Annotated in this window: 17 protein-coding genes and 1 riboswitch; of the genes, 3 read left to right on the top strand and 14 right to left on the bottom strand. The window is 51.6% G+C overall.

All coding sequences use genetic code 11. The features are described from left to right. Position 1: 1 nt before the first annotated feature. The 5 genes from QUD54_RS00190 to selD form a co-directional block, all read right to left on the bottom strand. Complete coding sequence (locus tag QUD54_RS00190; RefSeq protein WP_286336940.1) at positions 2–1,660, bottom strand: Na/Pi cotransporter family protein; 1,659 nt, start codon at positions 1,658–1,660, stop codon at positions 2–4. A gap of 118 nt (positions 1,661–1,778) precedes the next feature. Continuing rightward, positions 1,779–3,179 carry an MBL fold metallo-hydrolase RNA specificity domain-containing protein gene (locus QUD54_RS00185; protein WP_286336939.1) on the bottom strand — a complete coding sequence of 467 codons (1,401 nt, stop codon included), beginning with the start codon at positions 3,177–3,179 and terminating at the stop codon, positions 1,779–1,781. A 150-nt stretch (positions 3,180–3,329) separates the two neighbouring features. After that, positions 3,330–4,175, bottom strand: a complete 846-nt coding sequence (locus QUD54_RS00180) for a M90 family metallopeptidase (RefSeq protein ID WP_286336938.1) — start codon at positions 4,173–4,175, stop codon at positions 3,330–3,332. Continuing rightward, positions 4,172–5,263 carry a tRNA 2-selenouridine(34) synthase MnmH gene (gene mnmH / locus QUD54_RS00175; protein WP_286336937.1) on the bottom strand — a complete coding sequence of 364 codons (1,092 nt, stop codon included), beginning with the start codon at positions 5,261–5,263 and terminating at the stop codon, positions 4,172–4,174. Before mnmH ends, QUD54_RS00180 begins: the two co-directional genes overlap by 4 nt. Continuing rightward, positions 5,264–6,295, bottom strand: coding sequence for a selenide, water dikinase SelD (gene selD / locus QUD54_RS00170; RefSeq protein WP_286336936.1), 1,032 nt, complete (start codon positions 6,293–6,295; stop codon positions 5,264–5,266). Positions 6,296–6,358: 63 nt separating this feature from the next. On the opposite strand from selD, the gene QUD54_RS00165 reads away from it, so the two are divergent. From QUD54_RS00165 to QUD54_RS00155, 3 genes are read left to right on the top strand one after another with little or no spacing between them, the layout of a single operon-like run. Then, a complete protein-coding gene (locus QUD54_RS00165; RefSeq protein WP_286336935.1) occupies positions 6,359–6,826 on the top strand; it encodes an HAD family hydrolase in 468 nt (155 codons plus the stop codon). A 57-nt stretch (positions 6,827–6,883) separates the two neighbouring features. After that, positions 6,884–8,791, top strand: coding sequence for a TonB-dependent receptor (locus QUD54_RS00160; RefSeq protein WP_286336934.1), 1,908 nt, complete (start codon positions 6,884–6,886; stop codon positions 8,789–8,791). Continuing rightward, positions 8,788–9,219: a hypothetical protein gene (locus QUD54_RS00155; protein WP_286336933.1), complete on the top strand. Its 432-nt coding sequence runs from the start codon at positions 8,788–8,790 to the stop codon at positions 9,217–9,219. Before QUD54_RS00160 ends, QUD54_RS00155 begins: the two co-directional genes overlap by 4 nt. A gap of 15 nt (positions 9,220–9,234) precedes the next feature. Here QUD54_RS00155 and QUD54_RS00150 read toward each other — a convergent pair whose 3' ends face one another. The 9 genes from QUD54_RS00150 to QUD54_RS00110 form a co-directional block, all read right to left on the bottom strand. Continuing rightward, entirely contained in the window at positions 9,235–10,614 is a 1,380-nt protein-coding gene (locus QUD54_RS00150) for a DUF1501 domain-containing protein (RefSeq protein ID WP_286336932.1), read from the bottom strand. 6 nt (positions 10,615–10,620) lie between these two features. Beyond that, a complete protein-coding gene (locus QUD54_RS00145; RefSeq protein ID WP_286336931.1) occupies positions 10,621–12,276 on the bottom strand; it encodes a hypothetical protein in 1,656 nt (551 codons plus the stop codon). Positions 12,277–12,467: 191 nt separating this feature from the next. Next, a riboswitch (cyclic di-GMP riboswitch) is annotated at positions 12,468–12,552 on the bottom strand. A 31-nt stretch (positions 12,553–12,583) separates the two neighbouring features. Next, positions 12,584–14,122: a BatD family protein gene (locus QUD54_RS00140; RefSeq protein ID WP_286336930.1), complete on the bottom strand. Its 1,539-nt coding sequence runs from the start codon at positions 14,120–14,122 to the stop codon at positions 12,584–12,586. Beyond that, positions 14,103–14,942 (bottom strand): tetratricopeptide repeat protein, encoded by an 840-nt coding sequence (locus tag QUD54_RS00135; protein WP_286336929.1) that lies wholly within the window; start codon positions 14,940–14,942, stop codon positions 14,103–14,105. The genes QUD54_RS00140 and QUD54_RS00135 overlap by 20 nt, the downstream gene beginning before the upstream one ends. After that, positions 14,942–15,928, bottom strand: a complete 987-nt coding sequence (locus QUD54_RS00130) for a vWA domain-containing protein (RefSeq protein WP_286336928.1) — start codon at positions 15,926–15,928, stop codon at positions 14,942–14,944. Before QUD54_RS00130 ends, QUD54_RS00135 begins: the two co-directional genes overlap by 1 nt. Continuing rightward, positions 15,928–16,818 carry a vWA domain-containing protein gene (locus tag QUD54_RS00125; RefSeq protein ID WP_286336927.1) on the bottom strand — a complete coding sequence of 297 codons (891 nt, stop codon included), beginning with the start codon at positions 16,816–16,818 and terminating at the stop codon, positions 15,928–15,930. The genes QUD54_RS00130 and QUD54_RS00125 overlap by 1 nt, the downstream gene beginning before the upstream one ends. Beyond that, positions 16,818–17,222, bottom strand: a complete 405-nt coding sequence (locus QUD54_RS00120; RefSeq protein ID WP_286336926.1) for a hypothetical protein — start codon at positions 17,220–17,222, stop codon at positions 16,818–16,820. The genes QUD54_RS00125 and QUD54_RS00120 overlap by 1 nt, the downstream gene beginning before the upstream one ends. Next, entirely contained in the window at positions 17,219–18,046 is an 828-nt protein-coding gene (locus QUD54_RS00115) for a DUF58 domain-containing protein (protein WP_286336925.1), read from the bottom strand. Before QUD54_RS00115 ends, QUD54_RS00120 begins: the two co-directional genes overlap by 4 nt. Beyond that, positions 18,043–18,990, bottom strand: a complete 948-nt coding sequence (locus tag QUD54_RS00110; protein WP_286336924.1) for an AAA family ATPase — start codon at positions 18,988–18,990, stop codon at positions 18,043–18,045. Before QUD54_RS00110 ends, QUD54_RS00115 begins: the two co-directional genes overlap by 4 nt. Positions 18,991–19,027 lie beyond the last annotated feature (37 nt).

The raw sequence follows: 19,027 nt of genomic DNA, 5'->3' as shown, positions 1-19,027 counted from the left end.
ACTAAGAGACAGCTCCTTTGAGTACTTGAAGCTCTTTCAAAACGTTTCGCAGCGATTTCGAAAAACTTTTGCTCAGATGCAGATCGTTGATCGCGATCGTCGTCATCTCCGAGGCGATCGCACGGTTTTTTGCGATATCGGCAATGAGCTCGAGACTGTTTCGATAGGACTCCGCAATCCGTTTGTAGAAATTTTCCATCTCTTCATACGCCTTTTCGTCACCATCGTATGCTTTGTGAAAAGCCTGTACACTCTTTAGAATCTGATAGCGCAAATTGCGCAGAAAAGCCTGTTCTTCGTTGCTCTCCCCATCGTACCATCGGTCAAGATCGTGCAGCATATCTTTGATCGCCTTGGCGGCAGTGGCCAGATAGGTCGTCGTACGGGCAGCCTTGTCGAGCTTCTGCTTAAGCATCTCGTCCATCTGCTGCCTGGAGAGCTCGGTGATGAATCGGAAAACTTCCCCTTCGATGCGCCGAATATGGGCATAGAGGCGATGGTAAGAGAGTTGCATGTTCTCATCGAACGTATCCAGAAGTTTGTCGACGGGAACACCCTCTTTCAACGCTTTTTCAGGAGGGATATTGATGGCGAAAAGGGCGAAATTCTGCACTTCGTCCACAAGATGTGCGATCTCTTTGACGAGTGCATCGATCGCGACATCCGGTAGGTCCGTCGAGACATCGTGGATGTAGTGTGTCACATGCTCCTTTTCGCGTTTGAAGAAACGTTTCAGCCATTTGGCGAGGAGACCGATGAAAGGGTACCAGAGAAGAACGCCAAGAATATTGAAGATGGTATGCAAAAGTGCGATGCGTATTACGGCATCCGCCGCCGGCAGCACCATATCGACCAGCAGGATCAGCGGTTTCAAGGCGGCAAGCGCTACGATGCCGGTGGAGACATTGAAGAGAAAGTGGGCCAACGCCGTTCGTTTTTTATCCGGCGACCCGCCGATAGCCCCCAGCATCGCCGTCACTGTCGTTCCCACATTCGATCCCACGACGAAAGCAGCGGCCGCTTCGAAGCCGACGATATGAGCGAAAAGCGCGCTCTGAATGATCGCGATCGATGCGGAACTCGACTGGATCACAGCGGTAACGCCAAATCCGATCAACGCATACCAGTAGAGACTTTCAAACCGATACTCTCCCAGGTCGAAGCTCTCCGCGAAGCCGGAAAAGCTCTCTTTCATTCCCTCCAGCCCCATAAAGATCAGGCCAAAGCCAACCATCGCGTTGAGCGTACTTCTCCATCTACTGCCATCTTCCAGCAGTACGCTTCCCAGCCCGCCGATACCGACGAATGCATAGGACAAGATCCTGATGTCCATCTTGAAGCCGACGAGTCCGACGATCCAGGCTGTCACCGTGGTACCGATGTTGGCGCCGAAAATGACGGAGATCGCGCTTTCGAGATTCATCAGGCCCGCACCGATAAGAGAGAGGGCCATCAACGTCACGACCGACGAGCTTTGGAGTATTGCCGTCGCACCCAAACCCGCCAAAAGGCTCTTGGCGTGCGTATCTGTCATATAACGGACCCAGCGCTTGAAAGCACGGCCGGCGGAAGCTTTGATCTGCGTTTCGAGATAGATCATACCGAAGAGAAAGAGTCCAAGCCCCGAAAAAGCTTCGATAAAGAGTTTGAGCTGCTCCATCAAACGCTCTTCCCTTCGATGGAAAAACGAGCGACAGCCACTCTCTCTTTCCTCACTTCAGTCACTTCGGCCCGGTGCCGAATATTGGCGGTCACCTTCTTTTTATCCACCCCATCTCCTACAGATAGATCTTCTCTTTCGGTTTGACGATGTGGGCCTTTTTACCGAGACGTTTTTTAATCTCTTTTCTGAAAACGATCTCCTTTTCACGCTCACCGTGCACCAGACACACCTTACCGAGCTTTTTGAATCCTTGCATCCATTCGATCAGTTCGCGCTGGTCGGCATGTGCCGAAAAACCATTGATCGTATGGATCTTCGCCCGAATGCGAATGTCTTCATGGTAGATTCTCACCCACTTCGCACCGTCGACGATATAACGGCCGAGTGTCCCTTCCGCCTGGAAACCGACGAAAATGACACAGTTACGCTCGTTCCAGAGCCTGTTTTTGAAATGGTGCAGAATACGCCCACCGGTGCACATACCGCTCCCGGCGATGATGATGGCTCCCCTTTCGATCTCGTTGATCTTCTTGGAGTCTTCCACATCGCTGGTGAAACGAAGATATGGGAATCCGAAGACATCGCCATCCTCTTGGTAGAACCTGTTGCATTTCGGGCCGAGTTCACGGTGAAATTTCGAAAACAGGTATGTCGCTTTGATCGCCATCGGAGAATCGACGAAGACTTTGCAGTGTGGCAACTCCCGTTTTCTATACATATCTTTCAAAACACAGAGGACTTCCTGCGTCCGTTCGATGGCGAAAGAGGGAATGATGACATTCCCTCGGTTGAGAAGTGTCTTCCTAACGGCACTCTTGAATTCGGCGATCGTATCTTTGATGTTTTTGTGGTTCCTGTCGCCGTATGTCGACTCGATGAAAAGAGTGTCCGCCCTCGATACATTCTCGATAAAAGGCATAACGATGTCGTTTTTATTGCCGAGATCGCCGCTGAAAACCACTTTTCTCTCTTCCCCCTCCTCTTTATAGGAGATCTCGACGGTGGCGGAGCCCAGAATATGACCGGCGTTGCGGAATGTCACTTTGACGCCTTTGGCGATTTTGAGCGGTTTGTCATATTTTGCATGGATATGCGTCAGAAGATAGACATCTTCGACATCTTCGGTCGTGTAGAGCGGTTGTGGAACCTTTTTCTCTTCACCACGCCGCTGCGCTTTTCTATAACGGGTACGGTACTCCTCTTCCATCAGATGGGCACTGTCTAGCAATACGACCTGTGCCAGCTCGAAGGTCGGTTTCGTCGCAACAATAATACCGTCGAACCCCTCTTTTACCAGTTTCGGAATCCGCCCGACATGATCGAGATGCGCATGTGTGATAAGGAGAACATCCACCTTTTTCGGATCGAAACCGAACGGCTCATAATTTTTCTCCTCCTCATCGTTACCCTGGAACATGCCGCAGTCAACGAGAATCCTCGGGCCTGATTTTATCTTCAGAAGGTGGCACGACCCCGTCACCACTTCTGCCGCACCAAACGATTGAACAAATGCCATAACTTTCTCCTCTCCAAAATCGGTTATCGCGTCACGTCATATACCATGACGAACTCGATTCAAAACGATAACGCATCCAATGCAGGGCAAAAATTCCGGGCGTAGCCACCGTCTGGCGCGTAACATCGGTTCTTGATTCATTCTACTCTTTCAATCATTAATGTTTTTGAAAATTTCCGCCGGATCGAGCCTGTAAAACGATTGTAGCGTTCCGTAAATATCGGGAAAATGTGTTTTCAGCGATTTCGGTTTTTGAAAGAAGCGTTCGGTAGCGACAGCAAAAAACTCAGCCTCGTTCGTCGCGGCATACGCACCGAAAAGCCTGTAATCACCCCAGTTTCGGTTTTTCGACGCCCTTTCCCGAAGGGCACTGAAGCGGCGAGAAAGTACCTGCACCCACCTGCGATACTTCGGAGGCTCCAGCGGTGGAACCCCGTCGGAAAAACCATCTTCGAAGTCGAGAAGATGTGCCATCTCGTGAACGATGACGTTGTGAGAGCTCGGATGGTAGGCTTCGCGCTTCGCATCGTGCCAGGCGATAACGACCGTATCCGCGACCGACTCTCCCTCGAGAATCAGCCGTCTTTGGGCGTAGATGCCGCCATCGTCATCCACCTCTTCCAAAACTACCTCAGAGGGATAGATAAGAATGGTAACCAGCTGGTCGTAACACTCTTGCGGAATGTTCACAACCATCATACACGCATAAAAGGCGATGAGCGCCCTCATCTCATCGGTCACCTCCGTTTTGACACCGACGAACTCCTTCGTTTCGATGAAAAAAAGCATTTTGGGCCGGAGCCTCTCCTTCAACTCGGAAGGAAGCGCCCTGTAATGGGGTATCTTCTCCAAAACCGTGCGGTAGCGTTCCGGCATCGGCATCGCCCGAACCTTTTTCCAAAGCCACATACGCCGAAAATAACCGACCGCCTGCCATGTCAGGAAGATGGCTGTCAGCCCCAGAATGAACTGGGCGAGAAAGAGATAGTAGGTCACGCTCTCTGCTTCAAAAACGCTTCGACCTCGTCGGCATCGCCTCTGAAGATGACTCTTTCGGCCCGTTTTTCGATCTGGTAGTCGTACATCGGATCGTAATATTCGCGCAACAGATATTCGACCCACGTTTTGTGCGCTTCCCTCTCTCCCGTGCGCGACTGTTCGGAAAATGCCAATTCGAGCATCTCGGAAACGATAGCGTGCCGTTTCCCACCCAGCCGCCGGTAAATACGGTCGATCGCGCTTTGAATATCCGCTTTCCATGCCTGAAGCGGCTCGGGAAAACCCATCTTCCGATAATCGTTCTGTGCCTGTGTCACATACTCCTCGAACGTGATTTCAACCCGGCGAGACATCGGAGTTTCCAAAACGACGAGGGGAGCGTTTCCCAAAAATTCTGCCAGTAGATCGGGGAGGTAAACGCGTCCCACGTTTCTGCCTTCATCTTCGAAGACCAGCCGGCGATACCCCGCTTCCAGTTTGGTGACAAGCTCGTAGGCGAGTGCGTTTTCGAAATCGATCTGCGAAGGCTGCGGCGTGATCTTCCGCCCGAACGAGGAGCCGCGGTGATTCGCGAGCCCTTCGAGGTCGATCGTATTGTCGAGTTCTCTGAGCAGAATCGTCTTGCCCGACCCGGTCCGGCCACCGAGTACGACCGGTTCGAAACGGCCAACGGCACGCTCCGTCTCTTCGATGAGATAGCGTCTGAACGCTTTGTACCCCCCTCTCAGACGCGCGATCTCGTATCCGGCTTCATCGATCCACTGCTGAGAGATTTGCGAGCGTTGGCCGCCCCTGAAACAGTAGAGCAGCGCGTCGGGATGGGTATCGATAAAATCGCACCATGCCTGCACCCTCTTCTTTTTCACTTCTCCGGAAACCAGTCGATGTCCCAGTTCCACCGCTTCGGCATTGCCTTTCTCTTTGTATCGGATCCCGACGAGTCTGCGCTCTTCATCGTCCATCAGCGGAAGGTTGACGGCATTCGGGAAAGCCCCTTTCGCAAACTCCACGGGTGCTCGCACGTCGATCAGCGACCGCCGCTGCAGCACGATCTGCCTGAAATCGTCGAAAAGCGGATGCGCCACCTACTTCACCTCGATGAGATGTTCGCCCGCTGCATGGGTCTCTCCGATCGGTTCGAGTTCGAGACCGTATTTTCGTGCGACCGTTTCGAATTCGCCGCTACCCTCTTTTTCGACAATGACCAGAAGGCCGCCGGAAGTCTGGGCATCGCAGAGGATCTCCCGCTGCTGCTGCGTCATCTCGCCGATTTTATGGCCATAACTCTTGAAGTTCTTTCTCGCACCCCCGGGAATACACCCCATCCGGCGGTACTTTTCGACATTGGGCAGCAGGGGTACTTTGTCGAACCACACCGTCGCGCCGATGCCGCTTCCTTCGCAGATTTCGCCCAGGTGGCCGAGCAGTCCGAATCCCGTGACATCGGTCATCGCCACGACACTTTCGAGCGGCGCGAGGTCGGCACCGATCTTGTTGAGCGTCGTCATCGCTTCGATCGCCGGTTCGATCTCACCCTCTTCGATCTTCTTCTGCTTCTGCGCCGTCGAAAGGATACCGATGCCGAGCGGTTTGGTCAGGTAGATGCGGCACCCCGCTTTCGCCGTATCGTTTCTCATCAGATTTTCGTTTTCAACCAGACCCGTCGCCGCCAGGCCGAAGATCGGTTCCGGCGAGTCGATGGAGTGGCCGCCCGCAAGCGGAATACCCGCATCTTCGCAGACGGCCCTGCCACCGTCGATCACTTCGCGCGCCACGTCGGCCGAAAGCTTGTCGATCGGCCATCCGAAGATCGAGATTGCCATCAGAGGCTTTCCGCCCATCGCGTAGATGTCGCTCAGCGCGTTGGTCGCCGCGATCTTCCCGAACGTGAACGGATCATCGACGATCGGCATGAAAAAGTCGGTCGTCGAAAGCACGGAGGTACCGTTTCCCAGATCGTACGCCGCCGCATCGTCCCTGCTGTCGTTTCCGACGAGCAACTGCGGATAATCGATCTTCGGACGGGCACTCTTTAGAATGTCGTCAAGAAGCATCGGCGAAATCTTGCATCCGCACCCTGCACCATGGCTGTATTCGGTCAATTTTATATCGTTCATTTTTTTCCTTCATTTCGCTTCTATGCTATACTTTTGCCCAAAATTATAGCACCGGATCATTAAATGAAAATAGCCATTCCCTCTTTTGGGACGCTCGATATCCACCACATTGTCTGTGACTACAACGGTACGATCGCCAGGGACGGCGAGCTCCTGCCCGAAGTCAAACCCCTTTTCGAGTCTCTTTGCGAAAGCTTTGCCATCCATGTCGTCACGGCAGATACTTTCGGCAGTGTCGCGGAGCAGCTTGAAGAGTACGACGTTACGATCAAAATTCTCTCCTCGCACGACCATGCATCTGAAAAAAGGAGCTATATCGAAAGCCTCGGTGCCGAAACCTGCGTTGCTGTCGGCAACGGAAACAACGATATGCAGATGCTCGAATCCGCCGCACTGGGCATCGCGCTCATCGGTTTCGAAGGGTGCAGCACCCAGGCACTTCTGAAAAGCGACATCGTCTGCACAGGTATCGAAGATGCTCTCGAACTCTTCATTCATTCCAAACGGCTTGTCGCGACGCTTCGTGTCTAACTTTCGTTTCAATTTTAACCTGATACCATTATCTCCAAGTAATCTTTAGGGGATACGGTGAAGTTTCGTTTTTTAACATTCGCTCTTTTTGCGATAAAAGCCCTACTGGCGCAGGAAAACATCGATACGCTTCTTGGCGAATATGCGCAGAAAGCCGATCTTTCGGTTCAGACGAAAAAGGAGAGTGCGGGATTCCTCATCGTCTACACGAGACAGGATCTCGAGCGTATGCAGATTCGTCAGCTCAAGGAGCTGATAGAGAAAGTCCCATTTATCCGTTACAACGAAGATCGGCATGGTTATAGCGACCCTTTCTATGCACCCTATCAACCCTCCGCCACGGGAGGAATACGTATCTATATCAACGACAGGGCCCTGACGACACCCTTCACCGGGAACGGATTGAAACTCTTTGGGCATATGGACATGGGATACATCGACCACGCCGAAATCTACCTTGGAATTCCCTCCCAGACGTTCGGCGTGGAGGGAGCGGCATTCGTCATCAAACTCTATACCAAAGACCCTGCGCGTGAAAATACCTCCCTGACGGGTGCGATGCTCGGAAGCAGGGGAACACAGGACTTTTACGGCTATACGGCGAACGTGACCGATTCCCTCTCCTACCTGGCCTATCTCGACTACAGAAATCTGAAGCGAAATCGGATCGACTTCAACGGAAACACTCTTTCCAGAGACAGGGAGACGGGAAACTTCTACGGCGAAATCAAAAAAGGGAATCACCGATTCGAACTGCAGGCGATCAGAAACGGAATCGACAACCTAATGGGGAAAAGCTGCCATATCGATCCGCTCGATCCCCATACCGACGCAGATTATCTCTACGGCGGTTGGTATTATGAAGACGATCAAAATGGCTTGAAGGCGTTTCTCAACTTTTCCGATACCGTGACGGACCATTTCGACAACTCCAAAACGGTACTCGGTTTTACAGCTCTCCCCCCGGGAGTGCCATATCTCCCCTATAAGAGCCTGCATCTTAAAATGTCGGAACAGTTTTCCGATGCACAGCTTCGAAAAATCTATGGTGTCGGAAATTTTTCGACACAAAACGGCATCCAGGCCCGCTACAAGCGTTTTACGATCGACACTATCGAGATCGATGGAACGGAAGTGCGGGCCCCACGGGAGTACAACAGAGAGATCATACTTTCTCTCTTCAGCGAAAACCACTATCTGATCGATGACGAAAATCTGCTGTTGGGTTCCGTCAAAATCGACAGATATCTGGAAAACGGCGATATAAGAGACCGGACACTCTTTTCCGGCAGAGCGGGATATATATTTAACAGTGGCGAGTGGGTATCGAAGACATTTTTCATGTATGCCGACTTCGCACCGACGATGGAGTCGCTCTATACGAACCGATATCTCTACAACCAAACCGAAGATCCAAAAAACGAAGCGACTGCCGCTTTGGCTTCGAAACTGATTTACAATACAAAAAAAGACGCTTATGCACTTCTCGCCTCCAGAACCGTACGAAGAAATACGATCTATTTCAGTGGAGAAGCCATTACCAACTTTTCCGAACGCATGGTATACGACTCGTTTCTTTTCGAATATACCCACCGTTTCGACGCTCTGAATACCTTCTACTTTCAGGCATGGGGTCTCCTGACACAGTACAACAACGAACTTCCAAGCAAGAACACTTACGGATCTATCGCGTCTATCACCAATACCCTCGACAGATTCGACGTTCATAACGAAGTGGTCTACAAATACAATCCAGGGCAGAAGCCCGGGTGGGACCTGAACATGGCCGTTACCTACCATCACTCACGCCGGCTCACGTTTTTCCTGAAAGCGAACAACATTCTCGGCAAAGCGCTGAAAACCGACTACTATGCAGTCGATCCCTTCAACGGGATCAAAACGGAACTCGATGATGTGGATCTCTTCGATCGGCGTGTCTGGGCAGGGGTGGAGTATCAGTTTTGAAACGGATTGCACTCTTCTTCCTGCTGACAACCCTTCTTTTCGGTTTCGATCCCGCCAGATACAAAGCGAAAATCGTCGAGAATATCGCACTGATTCTGCTTCATCGCCAGGAGGTCTGGATCTTCACCGACGACCCCTCTTTCAAATCTATTTTCAAATATGACCCGAAACTGAAAAAAGCTTCATCCTGCAGCAAGGCTGAATTTATACTCTCCCGCCGACTCGAAGTGCATAGAAAAGTCTTCGAACAAAACAGCTCTTCACAATTCTTTTTTGCAACGAGCTATCGTGACTATCTGAAAAACAAAGATGTCGCGATAGGTGCATTCTTTTGGCAGAAGGGGCGGCCGACACTCCTCTTCAACAAAAAACTGTTACAGCGTCACAACATCAGCCTACCGGAAAAATACAGAAAATATATCGAGTAGACCACGCTCTCCCGGTCAGGAGAGCAGATCTCTGATGACGGAATTTCCATTCGTCAGAATTTCCGGATTCTGAATGCCATACAGCCTGTAGATCGTCGCCGCGACACTGAATACCTGAAAATGGTAAGATGCCCCACTGGTACCGAAATTTTTTGGACGTGTGTAGAGCCTGGTCCCCGAACCGGTCACTTCCGTTTCGCCTACGATGCCAAGTCGGTTCATGTAATCGCCACCACCGAACCAATAGACATTCTGATTGTTGCCATGGTCCCACCCCAGGGAATTGTTGTAATTGACGTTTCGGCCGAACTCACCGAAGACGACGATATTGATATTGGATTTTCCAACCGCTTTCATATGTGCCATCGCCGTTTCGATCGCCTCCATCAGATCTGTCATCCGGCGAGTGTATCGGTCGATCGCATTGGAGTGGTCATCCCACCCGCCAAGGCCGGGGCTTCCCATGCTGACGACTTTTGTATGTTCATTGTGAATCAGAAGATTCATGGCCGTTTTCAAACGGGAGCCGAAGACGTTGTTTTCCGGATAATCGATCCCTTCCGGAAGCTCTATTTCGTTGATTTCATTGGCAAATTTTTCAAGCGTTACACGTCTTTCGAACGACTCTTTTATTTTACCTTCACGACTGTACCGCTGAGAGAGGCTGTCGAAATAGCTGCCAAGGGTCGTATTTGTTTCACGATTCAACAGATGCCTCTCATACCCTCCACCACGACGATAGGGGTTGTCCGAACCGCTTCCAAAGGCAACCGGTTTCAAGAAAGGATCGAGATTCAATTCGTCTTCCGTAAAAAAGGTCGACTCCCCCTCCATCGTTACGAATGGAATGCTTTTCCCTATGTCGTCCGTACCGGAAGGTTCGGAGACCACACCTTTGTGATAGAGAATGGATGCCAGGTTGGCGACGATTCCCGCGCCCCCTGCCGTCTCTTTTCCACGCTGTGCCTGTGAGGTACATTCTCCGTGGGCCTTCGTATCGTCGACCGTCCGGTAACAGGTCCTAAAAAGATTCATGTCGCCACTCTCGAGCATCCTCTGCATGGCATATCCGCCGGCATTCCCCCAGAAGTCGTCTTTCGTCAGTTTGATGTATCTCTCGTCATCGAGAGGATAGGGATTCTGGCTCATTTGGCTGATCGCTTCGATATTTGTCATATTTCCGGCCAACTCGGATGGGCCGCCGTAAAGATAGACAATAATCGTCTGGGCATCGTTCCTTTCGTAAACACCGGAATCGAATGCAATGCTTTCGTAATCCAGACCGGCACTTCTCAGTGAAAGCGGAAAAATCGATGAGATACCGAGCGCCCCCACACCTTTTAGAAAGTCTCTTCTGTCGATATGTTCTTCTTTAATATTGTGTCGTTTCATCATTTCCCCCTATTTCACCGCATCGAATCGATAAACAGTGTCGAGCCTTGAGATATAATCGAGCACCATCTGCGCGAAATAGCCTCGCTCTTTGAGATCGTCTTCGGGATTCCTGTTGCCGTAAAGGTCCAGCCAGCGATAGTTGTCGAAAGTCTCTCTATCATATTTTTCGTTGTCTATCAGATCCGTGAGAAACTTCACCTCCTCGTCATTCGCCTCCCGCCCCGCAATGGGCACGAAAAGCCTTTGAATGATATAAGAAGCCCGGGCTCTCTCGTTTCGATACCAAAGATCACTCCTATTACCGTTCTCATCGAACTCCGCTTCATCGATGAGTCGTTCCGGCAAATCCGCGAAGATTTTTTGAAGCGGCCATCCGTCGTCATAGGAGTGGATGGATGCATTGCGTTCATAGTTGATCATCACATTTTCACGAATCGTTTTGTGAAACCATGCAAACGACTGCGAATCGAGCGGGACTTCCACTTTTCGCCCAAGTTTGTAACGCATCGTCGACTGATGCATATTGTCCATATTTCGTGCAGCCACATAGAAGGAGTGGTAATGTGGATGCCACCCAAGCGCTTTGGCGGTTTGAAAAAATGCCTCTTCGAAAGATTTTGTTTTTGTCGAGTCGAGAAGATAGGCTTTCGAATAGACGATCTCTTTCAAAAGGCCGGGCCACGTGGCAGGACGGCTCGCGACGATCCGGTTTACCACCTCCTCTTTTTGAGACGCAGTGAAATTTGGGAAGTATTTATCGACGAGTCTGCGGCTGACAGAAGGAAGAAAATTTGGCTGCATCACCAGAGTACTGTAGAACTCAACACCGTTTCGGATCGTTTTCCCGGGGAAAAGGTTTGTGATAGGCTCGCTGTTTTCGTCGAGTGTCATGACGAGGGTGTTGGAGCGGCGATCGAGTTTCCAGTTTTTCAGCGCCTTTCCCGCAAGCGGGACGTGGGCATCGTTGAAATCCATCAAAAAAATCTCGAGCATTTCCCGACCGTTGTCTTCCGGGCTTCTGAAACGGCGCCAGTTCTCGTCGGTCATCATATGGGTGAATGCGACCCATTGCATACTGAAACCCGCATCGAAGTCGCGTACCAGATTGCCGTAAACATCGATGGTATCGACGGTATAAACGGTATCGAGTTCGTAGGCGGGAGAAAAGAGTATGGTTTGCGTCAAAACGTAGGCCGCCCATCGGTTGATATAGGCATGGCCGGGCTGAAGATGATAGAGTCTCGCGAGCATCAACGACACGGTCCCCGTATCTCCATAATCGATGTAGTCGTAGAGCTTCTCCTCAACCTCTGCAATCTCCGCTTCGCTGTTCGGGCGGTCGAACATCTCATGCACATGCGAAATGAAGTTTCCGGAGTGGATCGACCTGTTGAGTTCATCGAAATCGGCCCCATAAAAAAGTGTGGCATAGAGTTTTACAGCCACTTTGTACCTATCCGTTTCGCTCAACGCATTGAAATCGGCGTCGGTCAGTGGCGAAAGCCTGTAAGCATCGTAACCGATCGGTGTCGCTTCTATTGGAACACCGTAGAGCGTGGTGCTGGAGAGCGTGCTTTGGGCCGTTTCACCGCCACAGCCAACCATCATCAGAGCCGATACACCCATGAAGGCATATTTGAGGGTAGAAAACAACTTTTTCATCAAATTCCTTTATCTGTTTCGGTCGATTTATTGGGAATATCACTGAAATCCCTGATATGCCGTAACCTGCAGAGACAGGCATTATATGCTATTGGGCCGTGAAAATCCGATAGAGTTCACAATGATTAAATATCCACTGACGGTTATGAAGAGGTGAAGGAGAGTCTGTTTTACTCCCGAACGGTATTTCAGGAGGCAACCTGGCGATCTTCGGGCAGTGCCCAAAGACCCATGGCTTTCCGTCCCTGCTTCACAACAGGTTTGGCGATATTCAATTCATTATATGTCTCTTTGACTTAAATTGTTTTTAATCCGACTCCTCCGGCAGGATCTCCTCGAGTATCCGGACAATCTCTTTTTTGTCGATTGTATTGTGCCCCTCGGCGAAGAGGTTCTCTTCGAGCCTGCGGACAATCTCTTTCAGCCTCTCGTCTTCCGCAGCATATGGCAGGAGAAGCTCGAGAACCCTTTTGTCGTTTTTCGCACGCAGCACCGCCTCGACGATATCGGAGGATCCGGATGCCCGCGGCTTGCGCCTGAACACCATAAAGCCATACAAGGAGCCCGCACCGAACAGAAAGCCTGCGATCAGATAGATCCATCCATCGCCGCGTGTGCTTTCGCCGCTTTTTGCCGCTGCCTCTTTCTGTACCGATGGTGCCTCTATCTTCTGCGCTTTCTGCTCCGATCTCGTCACTGCGGCAGGTACGCCTCCGATCACTTTAATATGAAACGGTTTTGTCCTCTTCTCGACAAGTTCTCTCTTTTGACTGTCGTAATAGCGCAAAGAGAGCGCCGGAATCGTAAAATCATGATCGGCGATGATCGTGACCGTCTGCTCGAACGTACCGCCGTAACGGCCGTGTCTGAGTCGCTCTTTGATCGATGGCTCATCGGCATAGACGACGGCATCGGGAATCTTCGGTTCAAACTTTCCGATATCGTCGATATTCCCTTCTCCGCTGATACGGATGGTGAGCCGGACCGGCCTGTTCGCTTCCACTTCACTTTTGTCGACCGTTGCGATGATATCGAATCTGCCGTACAGCTCCACACCGCCAGGAAGAGGGTCGACCGATACCTGCACCGAATTCGATGCGATACGGCTCCACTTCAGTTTTGCAAAGAAACCGTTGAAAAAATCGTCATCGAAAAACGGGTCGTTCGCAAAGGGCTGTTTGATACGCACCCGCTTGGCGAGCCGAACCGTCAGCGGCCCGAGCGTGTAGCTGCCCGCCTTCTGGGGAAAGAGAAGATAGTGCTGCGTTTTGGTACGGTACGCCCCTTCCATCCCATCCTCGGCATCGCCCACCTTTTTGATCCAGAAATTGGGGAACTCCGGCGGCTGCAGATCGAGCTGAACGAAGCCGGCATTCTCTTTGTACTTTACGACCACGTCGAGCTTGATCGGTTCACCCACCATGACATGCGTTTTCTCGACGCGGATCTTCAGCTCCGCTTCGCTTCCGCCGGAAGAGTGTTTCGGGGATTTCAGAACCCTGATCTTTACAGGATCGGTCTGAAACGGCTCTGCGTCGACAGTGACCGTCAAGGCCGGGATCGTCACATCCTGCATCGGCGCGAAGGTGTAGCTTTTGACCACGCTTTTTGTCACCCGACCGTTGATGATGGAGATATTGGAACGCTGTGACGTTCCCAGAATGGGGAATCCCCCTACCTCACGGACGACGGGAAAGGAGACATCGTCGCCTTCGGCCGTTATGGTAAAAGTGACCGTGTCGCCCTGGGCGATCTCGTGCTTGTCGACAGAGAGTTCCACATGGCCCGCCAGCAGGAAAAACGGCACAAGCAGAAGAACTAACCACTTACCAGGGTGTCGTCTCATCCGAACTCCTTTCAGCCTCTTTCGTCGGTAGCGGAAGCATGAGCGTATGGATGCCCCGCCGGTTCAAAACTCTGTTCCATTTTCTCACCTCCATCTCGCTGATCGGTTCGTTGCGCTTCGGTGTTTCCATCATGGCACGCTCCTGTCGATTCGGCTGCGACTCTTTGCCACTTTCGTTTTTCTCTTTTTTTGCAGAGCCGCTCTTTTTGTTTTGGTCATTTCTGCTCTTTTCGCCGCCCTTGTTTTGATCTTTTTCCTTTTGCTTTTGAGCGTTTTCCGGATGTCGATCGTTTTGGCGATCGTGATCACTCTTTTGATTTTTCCGGTTTTGGTCGCCATTGCCGCTTTTTTGATCGTCCTGATTCTTCCGATTTTGCTTGCTATGATTGTTTTTTCGATCGTTTCGGTTCTGGTTCTTTTTCCGCTCTTTCATCTTTTTGAGCAGTTCGAGGTTGAATCGGGTATCATTGTCCTCTTTGATCTTCAACGCCGCTTCATACGATTCGATCCCTTTGTCGATTTCGCCCAGCTGCGCATAACAGTTTCCCATATTGTGCAGTTTTTCGAACTGCAGTTTCGGCGACGAGACGCTTTCGTAGAGTTTCAGCGCCTCTTTGTACCGACCCGATTTATAGAGTGCATCGGCTGCATCGAACGTCGCTTCTTCGCTTCCGGCTTTGGCGATCTCTCCGTAGAGTTCGGCGGCGGTTTCATAGTCACCTCTTTCATAGGCCTCTTTGGCCTTCTTCAACGTCACGAAGTCGAGCAGTCCGGCACTTGCAAGCGTTACCGAAATCATTGATATTAATAAATATCTCATCACTTCATCTCTCCTGCCGCACGCTTTGCGTCACGTTTGGGCAACGACGCGTAGGCTGCCAGAAAAAGCGCAATCGCGACCATCAACGGATAGTAAAAAAGTTCTTCGCGATCCTTGAGGAGACTCTCCTTTGTTTTGGTGGCTTTCAGACGCGACCGAATCGCTTCGGCCAACTGTTTCATATCGCCCGAACTCAGAGAATAGCGCATGTAAACCCCTCCCGTCTCTTCGGCAAGCACCTTGACAGCCGGATTGAGACGCGTGATGACGATGTTTCCCACACTGTCGCGTACGATACCTCCGTCACTTTTCATCACGCCGCCCTTTTCGGTTCCAATGGCGTAGATGAAGACTTTGATCCCGTGCGCTCTGGCATAGGCGATCTCTTTGGAAAACTCCTTTTTGTCCCCGCCGTCGGTGAATATGAGTACCGCCTTTTTATCGCTTTGGTGAAGCAGGTTTTCCGTCACTTCGAGCGGTGTGAACATGTCGGTGCCTCTAAGCGATACAAAATCGAGCCCCATATGTTCGACAAGGTACTTGACCGATGCGAAGTCTCGTGTCAGCGGTGCCACCAGAAAGGCACGCGAACTGAAACCGATCACGCCGACACGTGCATCGTTCAGATCCTCGAGCAGATCGAAAAACTTTCGTTTCGCCAGCTCGAAGCGGTTGGGATAGACGTCGTCGGCAAACATCGAACGGGAGATATCGAACGCCACCACCAGATCGACCGTCTGTCGTTCCACCTTGATCTCACCGCGCTCGATCACCGGCCGCGAAAGCGCAACAATGCCGAAAGCGGCCGATACCAGCAGAACCCCCAGCCGTACCCTTCGGCCGAGTCCGCCCCCTTTGGCCACCATCTTGTTGTAGAGTTCCGGCGTAAACCGTCTTCTAAGATCATCGCCGTTTTTTGTTCCAACTATCCACAGAAGAGGCAGAAAAAGCAATGATATTAAAAAATATGGATATAAAAACTCCATTATCTGCGCCTCCTTTTCCAAACGATCGGGAAGAGCGTCAACAACAGTGCGCCACCGAGCGGCCACATAAAGAAGTAATCTTTTTTGACATATCTGTTCCTTTCGATCTCGCTCTTTTCGAGACGGTCGATCGCTTTATAGACCTCTTTGAGCTTCGTGACGGAATCGGCTTCGAAAAACTTCCCGCCCGTCTCTTTCGCGATCTTTTCCAAAACGTAGGGATTGTAATCGCCCCGTGCCCCGATTCCGATCGTGTAGATTTTGATGCCGTACTTTTTCGCCGTATTGATAGCTACCTCGAGCGGCACGGTTCCCGCATTGTCCATTCCGTCCGTCAGAAGTATGGCAATTTTATGTTTTGCATGGGAATCCTTGAAGAGTTTCGTACTCATAAAGAGCGCCTCGTAAAGCGCCGTCCGCTGTGTTCCGGCGATGCCTACTTCCACTTTCTCGAGAAGCCTCAGAAGGGACGCCTTGTCATAGGTCAGCGGCACAGCCACATAGGCAAAGTCGGCAAAGATCGTGAGTCCCAGTTTGTCGTGTTTTCGCTCTTTGACAAACTGTGTGACAATCTCCTTGACGATTCCAAATTTGTTGTTCTGCGCCATCGATCCGCTCGCATCGAGTATGAGCGAAATTTCATACCCTTTGTCGTGCTGTACGACAACTTCCTCTTTGACGACGGGACTCGCCAGTGCTGTCACGAGCAGGACGAAGGCGCCGAAGCGTATCAGACGCTGCCGTGTCGATCGGCGGCTGGCCGCCCGGGCGAGGTAGCCGCTTCCGGGAAAGATGACGCTCTCATAGCGCGCTTTGCACCATTTCGCACAGATTGCGTAAAGAAGCAGGAGGAGGAACGCAGCCGGGTATTCGAATGTAAAATGCCCCATCACAGCACCTCCTTCATCAGCGCTTTCATCTTTTTCACGTCACTGCTTTGGAGCGACGGAACCACTTTTTTGTACTTGTACTTTTCCAGATCGCGCAGCAGCGCATCGAAACGGCGCATCAACTCGTCGTTCTCTCCGATCAACAGCGGCATCGCCTCGCCGAACGTATAGACCGCCCCTTTCGCGTCGGAAAAGTCGATCGCCTTCAGCCGTTTTTTCGCCTGGGCCACGGGATCGACGCGTCGGCGGCGACGTCGTGGTCTTCTTTTCAGCCGCCGCACATACCAAAGTGCCAAGAACAAAAGCAACACAGCGGCCGCTATCGCTATGAGAAGCCACAACGAGTCATCGGGGACCTCGACCGGAGGCTTGATATCTTTCAGTTGCCGAAGTGCCGGATTCATTTGAGAAGCTCCCGCAGTTTGACGAAGGGGTCCTCGTCGGTATAGATCTTCGTCGAAGCGATACGGTGCTTCAGAAAATGCTCCCGCTGCGCTTCGTCGTGCCGTGCCAGCGAGGCTTTGTACTTCGAGACGACATCGCCGTCGAGGTCGAGGCTATGGTGTTTCCCGCTGACTGGATCGATCAGGTCATATTCGCCTTCGAAAAACGGATCCTCTTCGAACCGGTCACGCACAATGACGGCATACACTTCGTGTTTGGCAGCCAAAAAGCTCAGGTCGGCGCTGTCGTAAAAGTCGCCAATCAGCAGAACGATTGAACGCTGAGGTACCGAACGGACCAGAAAATCGGCGAACGACTGCAGATCTGCACGCCTGCCGAGTACATCGAGCTCCATCGCATACTCGAGCGCCGCGTAGATCGTGTTGGGACTCTTGGTCGGTTTGAAACGCATATCGACCTTCTCGTCGTAGAAGATCGTCGTCACACGGTCGGAGTTTTTAACGGCCGATAGCCCCAGCAACGCGAGTGACTCCGCCATCACCTCCTGCTTCTGGCGTACGGAGCCGAAATAGATGCTCCCGCCGGCGAGAAACCCGATGAGAATATTGAGTTCCCGCTCCTCGTTGAAAACGTTGACATAGGGTTTCTGTTCGCGTGCCGTCACATTCCAGTTGATCTTTCTTACATCGTCGCCGTAGCTGTACTCTTTGAGCTCGGCGAAATCGAGCCCGTTACCCTGGAAAACGGAGATATTGTTGCCGACATTCTGGCCGAACAGACGCCTTCGCGTTTTGATCAGCAACGCTTTGGTTTTGGAGGTCATGGCAGACGAATGGCCTTTTGGATCGCTTTAACGACATCGTCGCTACCGATACCCGCCGCTTCCGCTTTGTAGTTGAGGATAATACGGTGGCGTAGTACGTCATGCAATACCTCCGCGATGTCAACCGGACTGACGTAATCCTTGCCATGGATCAGCGCCACGGCACGGCTCGCTTTGAAAAGATCGATCGATGCACGTGGACTGGCGCCAAACTCGATATATTCGGCCATATCGTGCAGTCCGTACTCCTGCGGAAAACGGGAGGCGAAGATCAGTTTCAGCATGTACTTCTGCACCGCATCGTCGACATGAATGGTCTGAAGCTCCTTCTGCATCGCTTCGATTTCCTCTTTGCCGGCGACCTGAGAAATCTTGCCAAAGCCTTTGGCGGCGACACGGCTGACGATCTCGAACTCTTCATCGAGACTGTTGTATCCGACGTTGACTTTTAGCATGAAACGGTCGAGCTGCGCTTCGGGCAGACGGTAGGTTCCCTCCTGCTCGACCGGGTTCTGCGTCGCCATGACCAGAAACGGCCTATCGACTTTGTAGGTCTCCTCTGCGATCGTCACCTGCTTCTCCTGCATCACTTCGAGCAGTGCGGACTGAACCTTCGCCGGCGCACGGTTTATCTCGTCGGCAAGTAGCAGGTTCGTAAAGACCGGCCCGTGTTTTATTTTGAATTCACCGCTCTTGGGGTCGTAGATTTCGGTACCGGTGATGTCGCTTGGCAGCAGATCGGGCGTAAACTGCACCCGCTTGAAAGTAAGGCCAAGACTCTGCGCCAACGCATTGACCGCCGTCGTCTTCGCCAGTCCCGGCACCCCCTCGACCAACAGATGCCCTTCACACAAAAGGGCAATCAGCATCGCATCGACCAGATGTTCATGGCCGACGATCACTTTCCCGACCTCTTTTTTTATCGCTTCAATGGTTCGATTCATAAAATTCTCCACATCTTTTTTACATTCCGAAATAGTA

The organism is Hydrogenimonas cancrithermarum, from assembly GCF_030296055.1.
Lineage (GTDB): Bacteria > Campylobacterota > Campylobacteria > Campylobacterales > Hydrogenimonadaceae > Hydrogenimonas > Hydrogenimonas cancrithermarum.
This window is presented reverse-complemented; position numbering and strand designations above follow the sequence as displayed.

Coding starts and splice junctions, on each gene's coding strand:
- QUD54_RS00190 (WP_286336940.1), bottom strand. CDS start 1,660: ATGGAGCAGCTCAAACTCTTTATCGAAGCTTTTTCGGGGCTTGGACTC.
- QUD54_RS00185 (WP_286336939.1), bottom strand. CDS start 3,179: ATGGCATTTGTTCAATCGTTTGGTGCGGCAGAAGTGGTGACGGGGTCG.
- selD (WP_286336936.1), bottom strand. CDS start 6,295: ATGAACGATATAAAATTGACCGAATACAGCCATGGTGCAGGGTGCGGA.
- QUD54_RS00165 (WP_286336935.1), top strand. CDS start 6,359: ATGAAAATAGCCATTCCCTCTTTTGGGACGCTCGATATCCACCACATT.
- QUD54_RS00150 (WP_286336932.1), bottom strand. CDS start 10,614: ATGATGAAACGACACAATATTAAAGAAGAACATATCGACAGAAGAGAC.
- QUD54_RS00145 (WP_286336931.1), bottom strand. CDS start 12,276: ATGAAAAAGTTGTTTTCTACCCTCAAATATGCCTTCATGGGTGTATCG.
- QUD54_RS00140 (WP_286336930.1), bottom strand. CDS start 14,122: ATGAGACGACACCCTGGTAAGTGGTTAGTTCTTCTGCTTGTGCCGTTT.
- QUD54_RS00135 (WP_286336929.1), bottom strand. CDS start 14,942: ATGAGATATTTATTAATATCAATGATTTCGGTAACGCTTGCAAGTGCC.
- QUD54_RS00130 (WP_286336928.1), bottom strand. CDS start 15,928: ATGGAGTTTTTATATCCATATTTTTTAATATCATTGCTTTTTCTGCCT.
- QUD54_RS00125 (WP_286336927.1), bottom strand. CDS start 16,818: ATGGGGCATTTTACATTCGAATACCCGGCTGCGTTCCTCCTCCTGCTT.
- QUD54_RS00120 (WP_286336926.1), bottom strand. CDS start 17,222: ATGAATCCGGCACTTCGGCAACTGAAAGATATCAAGCCTCCGGTCGAG.
- QUD54_RS00115 (WP_286336925.1), bottom strand. CDS start 18,046: ATGACCTCCAAAACCAAAGCGTTGCTGATCAAAACGCGAAGGCGTCTG.
- QUD54_RS00110 (WP_286336924.1), bottom strand. CDS start 18,990: ATGAATCGAACCATTGAAGCGATAAAAAAAGAGGTCGGGAAAGTGATC.